The sequence below is a fragment of the Acinetobacter sp. YH12251 genome, assembly GCF_013417465.1.
GTDB classification, from domain to species: domain Bacteria; phylum Pseudomonadota; class Gammaproteobacteria; order Pseudomonadales; family Moraxellaceae; genus Acinetobacter; species Acinetobacter amyesii.
Genome location: NZ_VPDZ01000016.1, coordinates 86,062 through 103,316, shown reverse-complemented (window position 1 = coordinate 103,316; position 17,255 = coordinate 86,062). Strand labels below are relative to the sequence as shown.

The 17,255-nt window shown below is 40.3% G+C and carries 16 protein-coding genes, 2 tRNA genes and 1 pseudogene; 11 read left to right on the top strand and 8 right to left on the bottom strand.

All coding sequences use genetic code 11. The features are described 5' to 3' along the window. Positions 1–48: 48 nt before the first annotated feature. The gene (locus FTV27_RS14265) at positions 49–687 is read right to left on the bottom strand and encodes a YqiJ family protein (RefSeq protein WP_180079067.1); all 639 of its coding nucleotides are present in this window, start codon (positions 685–687) and stop codon (positions 49–51) included. A 464-nt stretch (positions 688–1,151) separates the two neighbouring features. After that, the gene (locus FTV27_RS14260; protein ID WP_078192980.1) at positions 1,152–1,694 is read right to left on the bottom strand and encodes a hypothetical protein; all 543 of its coding nucleotides are present in this window, start codon (positions 1,692–1,694) and stop codon (positions 1,152–1,154) included. 321 nt (positions 1,695–2,015) lie between these two features. Between FTV27_RS14260 and cysD the strand changes: the two genes are divergently transcribed. The 7 genes from cysD to FTV27_RS14225 all read left to right on the top strand — a co-directional run bounded on the left by cysD (position 2,016) and on the right by FTV27_RS14225 (position 7,686). Further along, complete coding sequence (gene cysD, locus FTV27_RS14255) at positions 2,016–2,930, top strand: sulfate adenylyltransferase subunit CysD (RefSeq protein WP_078189893.1); 915 nt, start codon at positions 2,016–2,018, stop codon at positions 2,928–2,930. A gap of 129 nt (positions 2,931–3,059) precedes the next feature. Beyond that, positions 3,060–4,673: a sulfate adenylyltransferase subunit CysN gene (cysN, locus tag FTV27_RS14250; RefSeq protein WP_180079066.1), complete on the top strand. Its 1,614-nt coding sequence runs from the start codon at positions 3,060–3,062 to the stop codon at positions 4,671–4,673. Between the two features lie 135 nt (positions 4,674–4,808). Further along, positions 4,809–5,444 carry a DUF4433 domain-containing protein gene (locus FTV27_RS14245; protein WP_180079065.1) on the top strand — a complete coding sequence of 212 codons (636 nt, stop codon included), beginning with the start codon at positions 4,809–4,811 and terminating at the stop codon, positions 5,442–5,444. A gap of 9 nt (positions 5,445–5,453) precedes the next feature. Next, complete coding sequence (locus FTV27_RS14240; RefSeq protein ID WP_180041682.1) at positions 5,454–6,491, top strand: macro domain-containing protein; 1,038 nt, start codon at positions 5,454–5,456, stop codon at positions 6,489–6,491. 76 nt (positions 6,492–6,567) lie between these two features. Further along, a complete protein-coding gene (locus FTV27_RS14235) occupies positions 6,568–7,098 on the top strand; it encodes a PadR family transcriptional regulator (RefSeq protein WP_373687158.1) in 531 nt (176 codons plus the stop codon). Continuing rightward, entirely contained in the window at positions 7,095–7,412 is a 318-nt protein-coding gene (locus FTV27_RS14230) for a DUF3861 domain-containing protein (RefSeq protein ID WP_180011006.1), read from the top strand. The genes FTV27_RS14235 and FTV27_RS14230 overlap by 4 nt, the downstream gene beginning before the upstream one ends. 13 nt (positions 7,413–7,425) lie before the next feature. Next, positions 7,426–7,686, top strand: coding sequence for a DUF2798 domain-containing protein (locus FTV27_RS14225; RefSeq protein ID WP_180026651.1), 261 nt, complete (start codon positions 7,426–7,428; stop codon positions 7,684–7,686). 13 nt (positions 7,687–7,699) lie between these two features. Here FTV27_RS14225 and FTV27_RS14220 read toward each other — a convergent pair whose 3' ends face one another. Further along, entirely contained in the window at positions 7,700–8,050 is a 351-nt protein-coding gene (locus tag FTV27_RS14220) for a co-chaperone YbbN (RefSeq protein ID WP_180079064.1), read from the bottom strand. Between the two features lie 131 nt (positions 8,051–8,181). Here FTV27_RS14220 and FTV27_RS14215 point away from each other — a divergent pair, with 131 nt between their 5' ends. Next, positions 8,182–9,174 carry an NAD(P)H-quinone oxidoreductase gene (locus FTV27_RS14215; protein ID WP_180079063.1) on the top strand — a complete coding sequence of 331 codons (993 nt, stop codon included), beginning with the start codon at positions 8,182–8,184 and terminating at the stop codon, positions 9,172–9,174. 495 nt (positions 9,175–9,669) lie between these two features. Here FTV27_RS14215 and FTV27_RS14210 read toward each other — a convergent pair. Beyond that, positions 9,670–9,755, bottom strand: a tRNA-Leu gene (locus FTV27_RS14210). A gap of 10 nt (positions 9,756–9,765) precedes the next feature. Continuing rightward, positions 9,766–9,839: transfer RNA gene (locus FTV27_RS14205), tRNA-Cys, on the bottom strand. Between the two features lie 152 nt (positions 9,840–9,991). On the opposite strand from FTV27_RS14205, the gene folD reads away from it, so the two are divergent. Both folD and FTV27_RS14195 read left to right on the top strand, forming a co-directional pair. Further along, positions 9,992–10,840, top strand: coding sequence for a bifunctional methylenetetrahydrofolate dehydrogenase/methenyltetrahydrofolate cyclohydrolase FolD (folD, locus tag FTV27_RS14200; protein WP_078192972.1), 849 nt, complete (start codon positions 9,992–9,994; stop codon positions 10,838–10,840). Positions 10,841–11,103: 263 nt separating this feature from the next. Further along, entirely contained in the window at positions 11,104–11,772 is a 669-nt protein-coding gene (locus tag FTV27_RS14195; protein WP_180079062.1) for a methyltransferase, read from the top strand. A gap of 68 nt (positions 11,773–11,840) precedes the next feature. On the opposite strand, the gene FTV27_RS14190 is transcribed toward FTV27_RS14195, so the two are convergent. The 3 genes and pseudogenes from FTV27_RS14190 to FTV27_RS14180 all read right to left on the bottom strand — a co-directional run bounded on the left by FTV27_RS14190 (position 11,841) and on the right by FTV27_RS14180 (position 15,393). Beyond that, positions 11,841–12,269, bottom strand: a complete 429-nt coding sequence (locus FTV27_RS14190) for a hypothetical protein (protein WP_180079076.1) — start codon at positions 12,267–12,269, stop codon at positions 11,841–11,843. Positions 12,270–12,467: 198 nt separating this feature from the next. After that, the gene (locus FTV27_RS14185) at positions 12,468–13,787 is read right to left on the bottom strand and encodes an MFS transporter (RefSeq protein ID WP_078190125.1); all 1,320 of its coding nucleotides are present in this window, start codon (positions 13,785–13,787) and stop codon (positions 12,468–12,470) included. 287 nt (positions 13,788–14,074) lie between these two features. After that, positions 14,075–15,393, bottom strand: a pseudogene (locus FTV27_RS14180) (MFS transporter). A 343-nt stretch (positions 15,394–15,736) separates the two neighbouring features. Between FTV27_RS14180 and glpD the strand changes: the two are divergent. Then, complete coding sequence (glpD, locus tag FTV27_RS14175; protein ID WP_180079061.1) at positions 15,737–17,254, top strand: glycerol-3-phosphate dehydrogenase; 1,518 nt, start codon at positions 15,737–15,739, stop codon at positions 17,252–17,254. Position 17,255 lies beyond the last annotated feature (1 nt).

Here is a 17,255-nt window from a genome sequence, read left to right as displayed (position 1 = left end):
ATTTATATGGTGTTAGAAGAACTGATCGAGCATCAATTCATTCAAAATTTAGAGCATGGTGGCTTGAAAGCCAACATTTGTTTTTTGGGTTAAAACTACTGATTGACCTTGACTGAAAATTTCATCTTGTTCAGGTTCAACCAAAATATAATGGGTCAATCCGTGTTGATCTTTGACTTTGGCTTGAGCAGGGGACTGTGGTCGTGCATTACCCAAAATGATCGTGGCCGTTCTACCGATCAATTCATCACTATAAATGGCAGTGGTTTCATCTTGGGGTAAAATACGGGCAATGAGCATTGCGCTAAAACGTACGAAGGGCATGCACAGAAAAATACAGGCTGGTGCAATAATCCATGCACTGAACATCATACTGGTCATTTGGTTAACGACGGCTTGAATAGTAAAGCCCAACAAACTATAGACACATAAGAAAATGATGAGCCATACAAACAGTGGAATACGACCCAAATACAACCAATCGAGAACACGTGTCACAATACCTGCATCGGCATCTACACCTAGCTCTGCATTATGACCAACATCCTCAGGTAGGAATTGATCTAAGAAGCCTTGAGAACCACCCCCTAAAATTGTTAACACAATCTCAAAAAGTCCAAACAAGAACATTAAGCAGAGACTGATGCTAAACACGATATTAGACGGGTGAGTAAACAATTCCCACATTATATTTATCTCTATATTTATGCTTATAAAAAATCAAAAAAAATAATTCTGGCCGAATTTTTTTCAGTAAATAAAATAACATTATCTGTCGAAATTGTGTAAAAAAATTACAGATCAGATTAACAAAAAGTCGGCTTTTATGTGAGCTATTACTAAGTTTTTCTTTAAAAATAGGTGATCAATTAAGTCAGGATTATCTAAATCTAAAGTTAATAGTATTTCTGCTTTACCCATTTAAGATTTAAGTCATTGTGATCAATCAAATTTTCAGTCTAATTGCAGATATATAAGTGGTCGTGCTTAACGGAGAGAAATGGCTTGTTAAAAGGCACAGAAAACAATGTTAGGAAATGTAAATTTATAACCGTCACGGCAGTGCTGAGAGCTTTACCGTGACTTTCGATGTCATATGGAGATTTGAACTGGTGTTCAATAGAGCTATTTTTAGGTGGCTTTAACCGTTTTTATAACAATGAAGTTTGAATGCGTACTTTCATATCTAAAGCCGCTTGAACAATAAAGGTTTTCATCCACTTCACTTGTTCGCCCATCGGATTGGTTTTAATCGCAGTGTCTAAAAAGCCCATGCTTTCAAGTTGAAACAATTGCTTTTCGATCTCTTCCTCTAACTGGCTGCTATTGGCTGCGAGCGGGAAGTGGATTAAGTGAAATGCTTTGGGAAAATTGTAAAAAGCATAGAGCAGATTAAATGCACGTTGATCGGCCTTTAAATTGCCAGCGCCAATTTCATAGCCGCGATCTTGGTTACTATGAGTCACCCCAATCAAAAACTCGAGTTTATTGTCCAAAAGTCGTAGACCGAACTGAAGGCCAATTTGGTCTGCACTCAGCTCATGTTGGATAAAGTTATTCAGCGGGCTGCCGTCATCATTTAAAGCTTCTTGGAGCACGAGCATGTGTGAAGAATGCTGATAAATATAGCCAGCAAGACCTGCGGCTTCAATCAGCGACTTTAAGGTTTCAAGCGTATAGTGACTATATGGCATATCAATAACTATTGGAGAGCGATATAGCTACTTTAGGTGGTTTGAGCGAGTTTGAATACCGATTATTTAGAGGATTTAGCGATTAGTTAATTGATAAAAAATTGCGTAGACTTACGGATCTCGGACTAGAATAATAATGAAATTGATAAGCCTATCGTATTAAATTAATTAAAATTGATAAGCAGTATCAGACAATTTGTATATGACGAATAAGAATATCAATATCACAAAACAAGCAATCGTTATGAAAGCTTAATCACTATAATGTATATATATCTTTAAAAGTGTAATAAGTACACATATTCTAAGCTGGTGTTGTCCATGTCATTAAATGAGGAAAGACTTACTCATCTTAAACAGCTTGAAGCTGAGAGTATTCATATCATCCGTGAAGTTGCTGCTGAGTTCGAAAACCCAGTCATGCTGTATTCAATCGGTAAAGATTCAGCGGTCATGCTGCATCTTGCTTTAAAAGCATTCTATCCTGCCAAACTTCCATTCCCACTACTGCATGTAGACACGGGTTGGAAATTTAAAGACATGATTACTTTCCGTGACAACATGGCAAAAGAGCATGGCTTTGATTTGATCGTGCATCAAAACAAAGAAGGTAAAGACGCAGGCGTGAATCCGTTCGATTACGGTAGCTCAAAATATACTGATATCATGAAAACTCAAGGCTTAAAACAAGCGCTTGATAAATATCAGTTTGATGCGGCTTTCGGTGGTGCGCGCCGTGACGAAGAGAAATCTCGTGCCAAAGAGCGTGTTTACTCATTCCGTGATACTAAACACCGTTGGGACCCTAAAAACCAACGTCCTGAACTTTGGAATCTTTACAACGGTAAAGTGAACAAAGGTGAAAGTATTCGTGTGTTCCCATTGTCTAACTGGACTGAGTTAGATATTTGGCAATACATCTACCTTGAAAATATTAAATTGGTTCCTTTGTACTTGGCTGCTGAACGTCCAGTGGTTGAGCGTAACGGTACTCTGATCATGGTTGATGATGAGCGTATGCGTTTGAACGAAGGTGAAGTGCCACAAATGAAATCGGTGCGTTTCCGTACTTTAGGTTGTTACCCACTGACAGGTGCAGTTGAATCAACTGCAACAACTTTACCGGAAATTATCCAAGAGATGCTTTTAGCCACAACATCTGAACGTCAAGGCCGTATGATCGACCATGACGAAGCAGGTTCGATGGAAAAGAAAAAGCAGGAAGGTTACTTCTAAGAATCTCTCCCCTTGCGCAGCAGTGCTGCTCATCTTTGAAAAAGAGAGGAGAAAGTCCCCCTTTTATAAAGGGGGAAACAGGGGGATTAAAAGAAACCGATTTCAAAAGAATATGTGGAGCTTTGAGCAATGTCTCATCAATCAGATTTAATTAGCCAAGACATCTTGGCGTATTTAAAACAACACGAAAATAAAGACCTTCTACGTTTCCTGACTTGCGGTAACGTAGATGACGGTAAATCGACTTTAATCGGCCGTTTGCTTTACGATTCAAAATTGATTTATGAAGATCAATTACAAGCTGTGACTCGTGACTCTAAAAAAGTCGGTACTACGGGTGATGCGCCTGACTTGGCTTTACTTGTAGATGGTCTACAAGCGGAACGTGAACAAGGTATTACCATTGACGTGGCTTACCGTTATTTCTCTACTGAAAAACGTAAGTTCATTATTGCTGACACCCCGGGGCATGAGCAGTACACACGTAACATGGCAACGGGTGCTTCTACTGCCGATTTAGCGATCATCTTGATTGATGCGCGTTATGGCGTTCAAACTCAGACTCGTCGTCACTCATTTATTGCAAGCCTTTTGGGTATTCGCAACATTGTGGTTGCAGTGAACAAAATGGATTTGGTTGAATTCTCTGAAGCGCGCTTCAATGAAATTCAAGCAGAGTACAACGAGTTCGTAAACCAATTGGGCGATCGTAAACCTGCGAATATTATCTTCACGCCAATTTCTGCGTTGAATGGTGATAACGTTGTAAACAAATCTCCATCTACACCTTGGTACCAAGGTCAGACTTTAATGGAGACTTTGGAAACTGTTGAAATTTCGCATGATACGAGCAAGCACGAATTCCGTTTCCCAGTTCAGTATGTTAACCGTCCGAACCTCGATTTCCGTGGCTTCTGCGGTACGATTGCACTTGGTGAAGTAAAAGTTGGCGATACCATTACTGCATTACCATCTGGTAAGTCTTCGACTGTTAAAGAAATCGTGACTTTTGACGGTAACTTAGACCATGCTGTTGCAGGTCAAGCGGTAACACTTACGCTAAATGATGAAATTGATATTTCACGTGGTAACGTTTTAGTTAAAGCAGGCGAACAGCCGTTAATTTCACGTTCTGCACGTGCCTCTGTGGTATGGATGACAGATGCGCCTTTAGTGGTTGGTAAACTGTATAATGTGAAGTTTGGTACACAAACTATTCCTGCGAAAGTAGCTAAAATTAACTACCGTACCAATGTAAACACATTGGAAAAAACGGAAGTTGCTGAACTTGCATTGAACTCGATTGCTGACGTTACAATTGAATTTGATGCACCAGTGGTATTTGACCGTTATCAAGACAGCCGTTACACAGGTTCATTTATATTTATTGACCGTTTAAGCAACGTGACTGTTGGTGCGGGCATGGTTGAATCTGCGGTTGAATGGACTGCACACAACGAGCCTGTAACTGCTGAAGCGCGTGCTGCACGTTTAGGTCAAAAACCTGCTGCGGTAACTGTGACTGCAAAAGCCCTTGAAAATGCGCAAGCGATTGAAAGCTTGTTGATTCAACAAGGTGTGGTTGCGATTGCGAAAGCGGGTCTTTCTGCTGATCAAGTTGCGCTGGTTCGTGAAACTGGTGTGGTTGTGATTACAGATGCGACCGAAGGCACTGATGTGACTTATGCCTTCGATGCTGCTGAAGAAGTTGCTGAGAAAATTGTTGAGTTGGTTCGTCTGTAATAGATTGAATTGATTTAAAAAAGACCCGCTGATAAGCGGGCTTTTTTATAAAAAGGATATAAATTGAATAATTTAAGTTGATTTTATTTTAAATATCCCAATAAAAAGAAATAGAAAAAATTCATGGATGATTTGATGACAGTACCACTTAACCCATATTTATATCATATTGCGCACATTGATAAACTTTCGTCGATAATATCACATGGATTATTGTCAGATAGTATTGTGTCTCAAAATCAGTTTGGTGGTACGGTAATTGGTCTAAGTCACATAAAGCAAAGGCGTTTAACAGAGCTAACTCTAAGTTGTTATCCTAATTTATATGTGGGGGAATGTGTTCCATTCTATTTTTGTCCCAGATCAGTAATGCTGTATATGATCAATCAGGGTAATTCAGATTTAACGTACGATGGAGGGCAGTCTGATATCATTCATTTGCGTTTTGATATGCATGAATGTGTTCAATGGGCAATAGCTAATAGAAGGCGTTGGGTCTTTACCTCTACTAATGCTGGTTCTAGATTCTTTGAAGATTACAATAATTTAAGTGATCTAAGTCTATTGGATTGGAATGCTATTTCTAGTCGATATTGGAGTAGCTGTAGAGATCAAAAACAAGCTGAATTTTTGATTGAGAATTCAATTTCATGGAATTTAGTTAAAGAAATAGGTGTTTATAATCAAGCTATGTTGAATCGTGTTAACGTTTTATTAGTTGGTCAAACTCATAGGCCACATGTTAGAATCCAACAAGATTGGTACTATTGAGATTTCGTTATGATTACATTTACTCATGGCGACATATTAAAAGCTGATGTGGAAGCTATTGTTAATACAGTTAATTGTGTTGGTGTAATGGGTAGAGGCATTGCTCTTCAATTTAAGAAAGCATGGCCAGATAACTTTAAACACTATGCTGTAGCATGCAAACGAAATGAAGTAGTACCAGGAAAAATGTTCATTTATGAAACATTAGGACTAACTAATCCTAAATATATTATTAATTTCCCGACAAAAAGACACTGGAAAGGTGCAAGTCGTATTGAAGATATTGAATCCGGCTTGCAGAGTTTAGTTTTAGAGATTAAAGATAAAAAAATAAGGTCTATAGCAATTCCTCCTTTAGGAGCAGGTTTAGGGGGATTGGATTGGAAAATTGTCAAAGAAAGAATTGTTCACTATTTAGATGGATTATCAGATATTGATATTTTGATATACGAGCCATTAAATTCAAATATAAAAATTGAAAAAGTAATCAATAAACAAGTGCCAAATATGACTCCAGGTCGTGCAATTTTAATTGAATTAATGCAAAGATATTTAAAAGGTCTACTGGATCCATTTGTTTCTTTGTTGGAAGTACAAAAACTTTTATATTTTATGCAGGAAGCAGGAGAACCCTTGCGCTTAAATTATAAAAAAGCTCTTTATGGACCTTATGCTGATAATTTAAGACATGTATTAAATGTAATGGAAGGGCATTATATTCAGGGATATGATGATGGTGGAGATGATCCTTCTAAAGCACTCAGTTTAGTTCCTGGTGCTGTTGAAGAAGCTCGAGAATATCTTAAGAATTATCCTGAAACATTGCAGCGTTTTGAAAAAGTTACAGATATAGTAGATGGTTTTGAAAGTAGATTTGGTCTGGAGTTACTTGCCTCTGTGCATTGGGTAGCTAAATATGAAGGCTCCAAAGATAGAGAGGAATTAGTAAATAAAATTCATAATTGGAATATAAATAAAAAGAAATTTACTCCACGCCAGATAGATATTGCATATAAGAATTTACAGGATAATTTTGTATTTTCTTAATTTTAAGAACCACTGAAAAGTGGTTTTTTATTTTATAAAATTACAATAAGATATATCTTAATTAACCTTAAGCTATATCTTTCCTGTGTCGAAATCAGATCTGATTGCAGATATCGAAAGCACAGCCAAACCGCGAAAACGCCTGTTTGAAGCAGGTGAAATGAAGCTTTTGGTCCTGCATTTTATCGCCCAGCAACCCAAATTCAGCTACGACATCATTAAAGATGTCGGCGCAATCGTAGGCGGTGGTTACAGTCCAAGCACAGGGACAATTTACCCAACGCTGAATTACCTCGAAGAACAGCAATACATCCATGCAGAACTAAATGCGGAAGACCGTAAACAATACAGCGTTACGCAGTCAGGCTTAGTGCATCTGGATGCCGAAAAAGCCACAGTAGAGAAAATCCTCTGCCGTTTTGATACCCGTAAGCAGATTCATAACAATGAACAATACGTCGACATCAAACGTGCGATGGAAAACTTAAAAGCATCACTGCGCATCAAAATTCAGCACTGTGAACTAACACCTGAACAGGTGTATGCCATTGCAGAAAAAATCGATCAGGCAGCAGTCGAAATCAGCCGTATGGAGGTGACACAATGAAACAGCATCAATATGAAATTACACTCAAACACATTGCTGATGCTCAGGGCAATCCATCGACCTATACCGAAGCTTTGCAGTTTAATGCTTACAACCATGATGACATGTTTAAGGTGCTAGAGCATTTGACTAAAGCGCAGTTATTAGATGATGAAAAGACCAAAGCCTTTGCTGTGGGTTTAAAACTGTTTGGTGAAACCTTGCTGGAAAATAAAGACCATCCTTTATTTAAAGATTTCATGCCGCATTTCGGCCAGTTTATGAAAACACTGAAACAAACCGTAAAAGCCCAGAACGCAGCCCAAGACGAATAATAGGTATTTACAGATGAATCAACTTCCAAAATTTCATCCCAAACACATGACTTGGCTGATGCCCCTAATTCTGTCCGGCATTATGAGCGGTTCAATTTCCTGCTTTAACATGCTGATGAATAAAGGCTTAGTTGAAGGCTTTCTTGGCATTTGGCTGCGCGCATGGAGCATGTCATGGATGATGGCCTTTCCGCTCATTTTGATCGTGTTGCCATTGGTGCGTAATACGTTAATGAAGTTTGTGCGCCTACCAAATGAGCCTGCATCCAAATAAAAGGCTTATCCATTTAGTCATGAGATGAGTGTGACTGCATCGCATCTTGAATGATGGCTGTTAATTCAGTCAGTGATTTGACACCTGCAATACGTTGAATCACCTGCCCACGATAAAACAGCAAGGTTGAAGGCAGTCCATAAACGTTATAACGCAAGGTTAGTATCGGTGAGGAATCGACATTCACCTTGCCAAATTTGAGCCGTGTATGCTGCGTGGACATTTGGCTTGCGCACTGCTCAAAGACAGGGAAGTTCTGCACACAGGGCGCGCACCAGTCAGCATAGAAGCGAATCACGGCAAAACCATCGAACCATTCATAGTCGCTGGCGTTATCTTCATTGTATTCAACGATCTGAGACATGCTTGGCCTATTATTCATTTATGAAATACAGTACAGATTATACATAAGTCCATGTTTATTCATTCTGCGGCATTTCTATGTTCAAATAGTGCAGAGATAGATGAATAGTCAATAATTGAAAAGGAAAAACAATGTCACAGCAAAGCATGCAGCAGGTCATTATTACTGAGCCAGGCGGTGTAGATAAACTGGCCTATGAAAGCGTTGCCATCCCAGAAGCGAAAGCGGATGAAGTGTTGGTAAAAGTGCATGCCTTTGGTATTAACCGTCCAGACATTTTGCAGCGTCAAGGTTTATACCCAATGCCGAAAGGCGTAACGCCAGTACCGGGTTTAGAGGTTGCGGGCGAAGTGGTTGCTGTCGGTGCAGATGTCACTTTGTTTAAAGTGGGTGATAAAGTCTGCGGTCTGACCAATGGCGGCGGTTATGCGGAGTATTGCGTGGTGCCTGAAAGCCAAACCATTCGTATTCCTGAAGGCGTCAGCTTTACCCAAGCAGCAGCAATTCCTGAAACATTCTTTACCGTATGGGCGAATGTATTCCAAATGGGTAAAGCCAAAGCAGGTGAAACGGTGCTGATACATGGTGGAACCAGTGGTATTGGAACCACGGCAATCATGCTGTGTAATGCCTTAGGCATGAAAACCTTTGCAACAGTTGGTTCAGATGAAAAAGTGGCAGCGATCTCTGATATCACGCATGCGATTAACTACAAGACTCAAGACTTTGAGCAAGTGATTAATGAAGCGACCAATGAGCAAGGTGTAGATGTTATTTTAGATATCGTTGGCGCACCGTATTTGGCGCAGAACCTCAATCTATTACGTCGTGATGGTCGTTTGGTCTATATCGCATTCTTAGGTGGTGCAAAAGCCAAAGAAGTAAAACTGGGTCAAATCATGATGAAGCGATTGACCATTACAGGCTCAACCATGCGTGCGCGTAATACTGCAGAAAAAGCAGAGATTGCCAAAGGCATTCAGGAAAATGTTGTTCCGTTATGGTCTAAAGGTGAATGCCTGCCAATGATTTACAAAACATTTAAGTTTGATCAAATTCAAGAAGCACATGCAGCCATGGATACAGGCGAGCATGTGGGTAAGATTGTGGTTGAAGTGATCTAAAGGATTATTTTTAAAACGCGATGTATTTGCAGGGTGTTTTAAAATAATTAAAGAGGGCAATGTCCCTCTTTTTTATTGTATTCCTATCTGATTTGACGCAGTAACATCAAAAGCACAATTTGATTCAAATAAAAGAATGATACGCGGTAAGCTCATCCGCAAGTGTATGAGACAGGGTTGTTTTTAATCAAAAATGTTTTTGCAATACTTTGAATAAGTAGACGCTAGTGAACGAGTTTTGTCGGTGAGGTGCATTGCACCGCAAGATGGTTTCCTTGCGAAGCTTCGCTTCTCATTTTGCCGAAACAAAAGTACCTCCAGCCGAAGGCTAATCCCTTTATTCAATCCCTAGATGTAAGACTCTGTCGAGTAGATTTAAATATCGGTAAATAATGTGAAATTACTTTTACGTGCGTAACATCTGTTGCTAAATTTTAAGCATAAAAAAACCAGCTTATCGCTGGGTTCTTTATTACACCATCTTCAATAGAAGAATGGTGCCCGAGGCCAGACTCGAACTGGCACGCTTTGTGGGCGGGGGATTTTAAATCCCCTGTGTCTACCGATTTCACCACTCGGGCTTAACAAGATTGGAGGCGGAGGTCGGAATCGAACCGGCGTACACGGAGTTGCAGTCCGCTGCATGACCACTCTGCCACCCCGCCATGTCTTGTTGATGCGTATATTAGCAAGCTCTGAAAAAAAAACAATAGCAGATTCATCTGTATGAGCATAAAAGCAGCATACAAGGTAAAAAATTTAAAATAATCATGTATTATGTGCAAAATTGATTCATATCATCACTTGGAGAAGTGCCGTGGCATTAGTTTTAGATGGTCGTGCATTGGCGAAGAAAATTGAAGCTGACTTGTTGACTCGCGTAGAAGCGCTAAAAGAGAAAACTGGTCGTACCCCAATTCTTGCGACTATTTTGGTAGGTGACGATGGTGCATCTGCAACTTATGTACGTATGAAAGGGAATGCTTGCCGCCGTGTTGGTATGGATTCATTAAAAGTTGAGCTCCCTAAAGAAACTACAACTGAGCAATTGCTTGCTGAAATTGAAAAATTAAATGCAAACCCAGATGTTCACGGTATTTTGTTACAACACCCCGTACCTGCTCAAATTGATGAGCGTGCATGTTTCGATGCGATCTCTCTTGAAAAAGACGTAGATGGCGTAACTTGCTTAGGTTTTGGTCGTATGGCAATGGGTGAAGCAGCATATGGTTCTGCGACTCCTGCAGGTATCATGACCATTTTAAAAGAAAACAACATTGAAATCGCAGGTAAACATGCGGTTGTTGTGGGGCGTTCTGCAATTTTGGGTAAACCAATGTCTGCAATGTTACTTGAAGCAAATGCGACAGTGACTACGTGCCACTCACGTACTCAAAACTTGGCTGACTTTGTTAAACAAGCTGACATTATTGTAGGTGCGGTAGGTAAAGCTGAATTGATTCAAAAAGATTGGATCAAACCAGGTGCAGTGGTTGTTGATGCTGGCTTTCATCCACGTGATGGCGGCGGTGTAGGTGATATCCAATTGGTGGGTATTGAAGAAGTTGCTTCTGCTTATACACCTGTTCCGGGTGGTGTAGGTCCTATGACCATTACAACGTTGATTCGTCAAACTGTTGAAGCTGCTGAAAAAGCGTTGGGTTAATCTTTTAATAAAAAGATATTAAAGTCACAACGGAGTCTTACCGTTGTGACTAAAATGTAAGAAGCTCGTATGTTACTTTTGTTTCGGCAAAAGTAACCAAAACCATTTGTCATCTGCTGAACTCGACAGAATCAGTCTTTTGATTAATGGTATCGCAGAAACAGTGTTCATTCGATTAAGGTCTGTCTCGCACAGCAGCAGATGACGATGTCGCATATCTAATACGTTTATAAATTCAAATAAAATCATCTCCAAGGCTTAATATGAGCTGTACTTTCCAATTCCCCCAAGCCCCTGAGCACCTCCTTAAAGCACTGCATGAAGTTATTCCGCATTGTGAATTACATGCTCAACAGTTGCCTAAAACACCTATTTCTCTATGGTTGATCCCACCGGTATTTCCAACCGATAAATTGGATGATGAAGTCATTCGCCGTATATGGAATGATACGCCGTATTGGATCTTTTGTTGGGCTTCAGGGCTTGCAATGGCGCAGTGGTTGTTGGCAGAGCCGCATCATGTCAAAGATAAAGTGGTGTTGGACTTTGGTGCAGGTTCAGGCGTGGTGGCGATTGCCGCGAAAATGGCAGGGGCGAAACGCGTGATCTGCTGTGACATCGACCAAGTGAGCCTAGATGCCTGCCGTGCCAATGCAGAGTTGAATAATGTCGAACTTGAATATTTGGATGATCTGTATAAAGCCGAACAAGTCGATATTTTATTGGCTGCCGATGTGCTATATGACCAATGCAACCGTTTCTTTTTGGATGAATTTTTAAAGTTTGCTCCAGAAGTGTGGGTGGCAGACAGTCGTGTGAAAAACTTTAGTCATCCTAAATATGAAAAACTCGATGAACGAAGCGCGACGACATGGCCTGATTTGGATGAATCACCTGAGTTTCGAAATGTGAGTTTTTATAAAACCCTATAAATATTGAACCCATAAAAAATAAGACGCTTAAAGCGTCTTATTTTTTATATTTTGAACAGCAAATTTGATTAAGAACAGGTATAGCGAACCACACGTAAGGTGGCAGGGCGAGCATCGAGTGCATCACGCGCGCCTAAGTTTTCAGAGTTACGTAGATCAGGAGTATTTGATAGACCGAAGTTCGCACGTGTATTACCAATTTGACGGCCGTACTGGGTATTTTCCAAAGCAGGATTTGCAATTTCGTTCACGCTTAAGATTTGTAATTTATAGGTCTTTTGCGTATTTAATACTTTTTGGCAAGCAAGCTGTAATTTATTGGCATCCAGTTGTTGGTTTTGGCGACCCGCTAAAGTATATGCAAGTGTTGCGCTATCTGCAGATTTGGACTCTATTTGAAAGCCCGTTTGACCATTAAAAGCACGTGGAGTGCTTTGGCAAGCAGACATCGACATTGCAACAATACCCAAACTTAAAACTTTGTAAATATTTTTCATCATTCATTCGCCGTGTGTATTTGTATGTTCAGTATGCCATAGTCCGTCTGTCGACTCGATGGCGAAAACCAAGAAAGCCAAAGAAGTTTGATTAAATCTTTGATACAGATGAAACGTTAAATAGATGGAAATGCAGATAAAAAAAGCTCATCAAAATAGGCTTTGATGAGCTTAAGTGGAATAGCAGGGCTGAGCGAATTAATCGTCAGTGATCATGCTATGTTTTTTAGTATCTTTCATGAAGACATAGGTAATTAAAGATAAACCAATCATGAATGTAATGTAGTAGAAGAAGTAGTTTTCATGGCCTGCATTTTTGAAGCTCAAAGCTACAAGTTCTGCGGTACCACCAAAGAGTGTATTTGCAATGGCATAAGGCAATGCAACACCTAGGGCACGGATGTGTGCAGGGAACAACTCTGCTTTTACTACGGCATTAATCGCAGTATAACCAGTGACAATCACCATACCGCTCATGCAAAGCATAAATGCTGTGGTTGGGCTAGTCGTAGAACCGATACCATTGAAAATAGGAATGGTAAACAGCACACCAAGCACACCAAAGGCGATCATAATTGGCTTACGACCAATTTTGTCTGAAAGCGCACCGACAGCAGGTTGTAAAAGCATGAAGATGAAAATTGCAGCAGTGGTAATTTCAGTTGCTGTGGTTTTTTCAAAGCCAGACGTGTTGACCAAATATTTTTGTAAATATGTGGTAAAAGTGTTGAACGCTAAAGTACCACCGGCAGTCAACATGATCACAGTGAAGGCTTGTTTAGGGTATTTGGTAAATAACGCTAAAGCACCTGATTTTGGACCACCATTTTTAGCTTGTTCTTGAGCTTCTTTAGACGATTGAGTTTCAACTAAACCGCGACGAATCCAGAACACCACAATAGCGAGTAATGCACCGATGAAGAACGGAACACGCCAGCCCCATTCAGTTAAAGCTTGTTCTGAGAAATTGCGTTGTAGGATAATTAAAACGCAAAGAGCCAATAGCTGACCTGAAATCAGTGTGACATATTGGAAACTTGAGAAGAAACCGCGATGGTTTTTACCTGCCATTTCAGTCAAATAGGTGGCACTAGAACCATATTCACCACCAACACTTAAGCCTTGCAGTAAACGCGCTAAAAGTAGAATAGCGGGTGCGAGCATCCCTACAGAATCGTAGGTTGGTGCACATGCGATCATCAGTGAGCCGACACACATCAACGATACAGACAGCGTTAAACCTGCTTTACGACCTTTACGGTCCGCATAAATACCCATGACCCATGCGCCGATTGGACGCATTAAGAAACCGAGTGCAAAGACTGCAGCTGCTTGTAAGAGTTTTACAGTATTGTCACCGTCAGGGAAAAATTGCGGTGCAAAGTAAAGGGTAAAAGCAGCGTAGACATACCAGTCGTACCATTCAACGAGGTTGCCGGCAGATCCGCCGAGGATAGATTTGACACGAGTTTTTCTATCCAATTGTTCAGGAACAACTGGCTCAGATGAGTTTGACACATCATTCTCCAAGGAATGAATGCAAAACATATCCATTTAAACTCTTTGGGAAAAGTTTAAATCAATATATTTTGTCGAAATGGGAGATGGAACTATATTTATTTAATTTATACTCCTGTTGTCGCAGAAAATCATGCGACTTTAGTCTATAAAATGCGATATTTTTGACCAGATACATTTTTCACGACTAAATGAAAAAAACAAAGCCTCATAGACTGAGGTTTTGATGGGGGAAACATGCTGTTTTTGATCAGATTGATCAATAACTCATCTTCAAATAACCCTGATCAATGCTCCTGAATTTTGGAATGGTGTTTGGTATCTTTCATAAAGACGTAGACCAATAGTGAAATAAAAATCATGATGGTTACATAGATGAAGAACCATGACTCGTGGCCAGCTTCTTTAAAACTCAGCGCGAAGAATTCTGCCGTACCACCAAAGATGGTATTTGCAAGTGCATATGGCAGCGCAACGCCCAATGCGCGAATATGCGCAGGGAACATTTCTGCTTTTACAACCGCATTGATCGAGGTGTATCCCGTGACAATCACTAAACCTGCGAGACAGAGCCAAAATGCGGTCCAATAATCTTGAGTTTGTCCTAAGGCACTAAATAGAACATAGGTGAACAGCACCCCTAAGATCCCGAAGGCGATCATTAGAGGCTTACGACCAATTTTATCGGATAGACCGCCTGCAAGTGGCTGTAAGCACATAAAAATAAATAGCGCTAAGGTGGTGATTTGTGTGGCCTCAGGTTTACTAAAGCCAGAGGTATTGACCAGATATTTTTGTAAATAGGTGGTGTAGGTATAAAAAGCCAATGTACCCCCAGCTGTTAAAAATAATACGGTGAATGCTTCTTTCGGATAATGCTTAAAGAGAGAAAATAAGCCTGATTCAGGTTGGTCTTTTTGCTCTTGTGCATTTTTAAAGGATTGGGTTTCTAGTAGGCCACGTCGAATACGGAAAACCACTACCGCTAAACACGCACCGATAAAGAATGGAATGCGCCAGCCCCAATCATGTAATTGTTCTTCTGTCAGCACCCATTGCAAAATAAGTAGTACGCACAGTGCAGTCAACTGACCTGCAATCAGTGTCACATACTGAAAGCTTGAAAAAAAACCACGACGGTCGCGGTCAGCCATTTCACTGAGGTAGGTCGCACTAGCGCCATATTCACCGCCGACACTTAAACCTTGAATTAGTCGTGCAACCACAAGAATAATCGGCGCCAAAATACCAATTTGGTCATGCGTTGGAGAAATGGCAATCATTAATGAGCCGATACACATCAGTGTGACGGAAAGGGTTAAACCTGACTTTCGGCCTTTTTTGTCTGAATAGATCCCCATAATCCATGCACCAATGGGTCGCATGAGGAAACCGACTGCAAAGATGGCCGCAGCTTGGAGAAGCTGTGCAGTCTGGCTGCCTGAGGGAAAAAAGCATGGGCGAAATAGAGGGTGAATGCCGCATAGACATACCAATCGTACCATTCAACAAGATTACCTGCTGAACCTCCGAGAATGGATTTTACTCGGGTCTTTGTATCTAAATTTGATTGAGTAACAATTTCTTCCGTCATTTTAAAATCCATCTTTTTTTATTGTGTGAAAATATCTTATGCGTATCGAAAAGCATGAAATGTAAACTAAAAAAGAGGTTTTGTTTAAAAAGTGTACAAATCAACAACTTGTCATGAATTTTGCTTTGAATAAGGGTTTGGGCCTTAAAATGATTGATTTCATACTTGAGCCAGCAGGCTTTTAAACGTACATTTAAAATATAACTTCTCATTTAATGAGGAATACAAAAAATCAGCATACGGATATCTTGATCAAAATCGGTATCTTGATCAAAAAATCATGATCAATGAGAAAAATAATAAAGCAAAGAAAACGATGCATTGTTGGATAAAAAAGACATAGTGGGAGGGAGCGATGAATACACAACAACAATTAGTATATGACATGGTGGTCATTGGTGGTGGAATAAATGGTGTTGGTATTGCCTGTGATGCAGCGGGGCGGGGTTTAAGTGTTTTGCTCTGCGAAAAAGACGATCTCGCGAGCCATACTTCATCTGCAAGTAGCAAATTAATTCATGGTGGTCTTCGCTATTTAGAACATAAAGAATTTCGTTTGGTACGTGAGGCACTGGCAGAACGCGAAGTTCTGCTTAAAAAAGCCCCTCATATTATTCGACCGATGCGTTTTATCATGCCACATGAACCGCACTTACGTCCGGCTTGGCTAATTCGTACTGGATTATTCTTTTATGATTATTTGGGTAAGCGAGAACAGCTTGCAGGCTCCAATGGAATTGAATTTGATGTGGAAGTTAGTCCTTTAGCACCCAGATTTACTCGAGGGTTTGAATATTCCGACTGCGCTGTGGATGATGCACGCTTGGTTGTACTCAATGCGATACAAGCACGGGAATATGGTGCACAGGTTCTGACTCGAACAGAATGTTTAAATGCATACAGTAAAGCTGGCATTTGGCAAGTGTGTTTAAAAAATACCAAGGGTTTGCAAAATGTGCAGGCTAAAGTATTGGTGAATGCGGCAGGTCCTTGGGTTGCTGACTTTATAAAACAGGGTTTAAAGCAAGAGTCACCTTATGGTATACGCTTAATACAAGGTAGCCATATCATCGTTGCAAAGCTCTTTGATGGTGATAAAGCTTTTATTATGCAAAATGATGATCATCGCATTGTTTTTGCGATCCCATATTTAGAACAATATACCTTGATCGGCACGACAGATCGTGAATATCATGCAGACCCAAATCGAGTAAAGATAAGCCAAGAAGAAATCGATTACTTGCTTGATGTGTCAAATGATCACTTTAAAACTCAATTGACGCAAACGGACATCATTTCAACCTATTCAGGTGTGCGTCCGCTGTGTGATGATGAATCAGATAATCCAGCAGCAGTCACGCGAGATTATACTTTGGCACTGACAGATGTAGAAGGTGCAGCATTGCTATCAATTTTTGGTGGCAAGCTCACCACCTATCGAAAACTCGCAGAAGCGGCGCTAGATCAGCTTAAAACTGTTTTTCATCATCGATCCAAGCCTTGGACTGCTGATACAGCATTACCTGGTGCGGAAAATTTAGAATCAATCGAGCAGTTGATAGTTGAAATCCAACAAAATGTTAAAGGTGTTTCAAGCAGTCTAGCAAGTCGTTGGGCGCATGCTTATGGAACACGTGTCTGGATTTTGCTGAATCATTTAACTTCGATTGATGAGCTTGGGCAAAACTTCGGGCATGGCTTGTATGCTCAAGAAGTAGATTATTTGGTTGAGCATGAGTGGGCGAGAAGCTCTGAAGATATTTTGCAAAGACGCACAAACTTATATTTGCAATTCAGTGCATCTGAAGTTGATGTTTTGGACGAGTACTTAATGGCAATACGTATAAAGCAAAAAGCTCAAGATGTGGCTTAGT

Coding starts and splice junctions, on each gene's coding strand:
- FTV27_RS14265 (WP_180079067.1), bottom strand. CDS start 687: ATGTGGGAATTGTTTACTCACCCGTCTAATATCGTGTTTAGCATCAGT.
- FTV27_RS14260 (WP_078192980.1), bottom strand. CDS start 1,694: ATGCCATATAGTCACTATACGCTTGAAACCTTAAAGTCGCTGATTGAA.
- cysD (WP_078189893.1), top strand. CDS start 2,016: ATGTCATTAAATGAGGAAAGACTTACTCATCTTAAACAGCTTGAAGCT.
- cysN (WP_180079066.1), top strand. CDS start 3,060: ATGTCTCATCAATCAGATTTAATTAGCCAAGACATCTTGGCGTATTTA.
- FTV27_RS14245 (WP_180079065.1), top strand. CDS start 4,809: ATGACAGTACCACTTAACCCATATTTATATCATATTGCGCACATTGAT.
- FTV27_RS14240 (WP_180041682.1), top strand. CDS start 5,454: ATGATTACATTTACTCATGGCGACATATTAAAAGCTGATGTGGAAGCT.
- FTV27_RS14230 (WP_180011006.1), top strand. CDS start 7,095: ATGAAACAGCATCAATATGAAATTACACTCAAACACATTGCTGATGCT.
- FTV27_RS14225 (WP_180026651.1), top strand. CDS start 7,426: ATGAATCAACTTCCAAAATTTCATCCCAAACACATGACTTGGCTGATG.
- FTV27_RS14220 (WP_180079064.1), bottom strand. CDS start 8,050: ATGTCTCAGATCGTTGAATACAATGAAGATAACGCCAGCGACTATGAA.
- FTV27_RS14215 (WP_180079063.1), top strand. CDS start 8,182: ATGTCACAGCAAAGCATGCAGCAGGTCATTATTACTGAGCCAGGCGGT.
- FTV27_RS14195 (WP_180079062.1), top strand. CDS start 11,104: ATGAGCTGTACTTTCCAATTCCCCCAAGCCCCTGAGCACCTCCTTAAA.
- FTV27_RS14190 (WP_180079076.1), bottom strand. CDS start 12,269: ATGAAAAATATTTACAAAGTTTTAAGTTTGGGTATTGTTGCAATGTCG.
- glpD (WP_180079061.1), top strand. CDS start 15,737: ATGAATACACAACAACAATTAGTATATGACATGGTGGTCATTGGTGGT.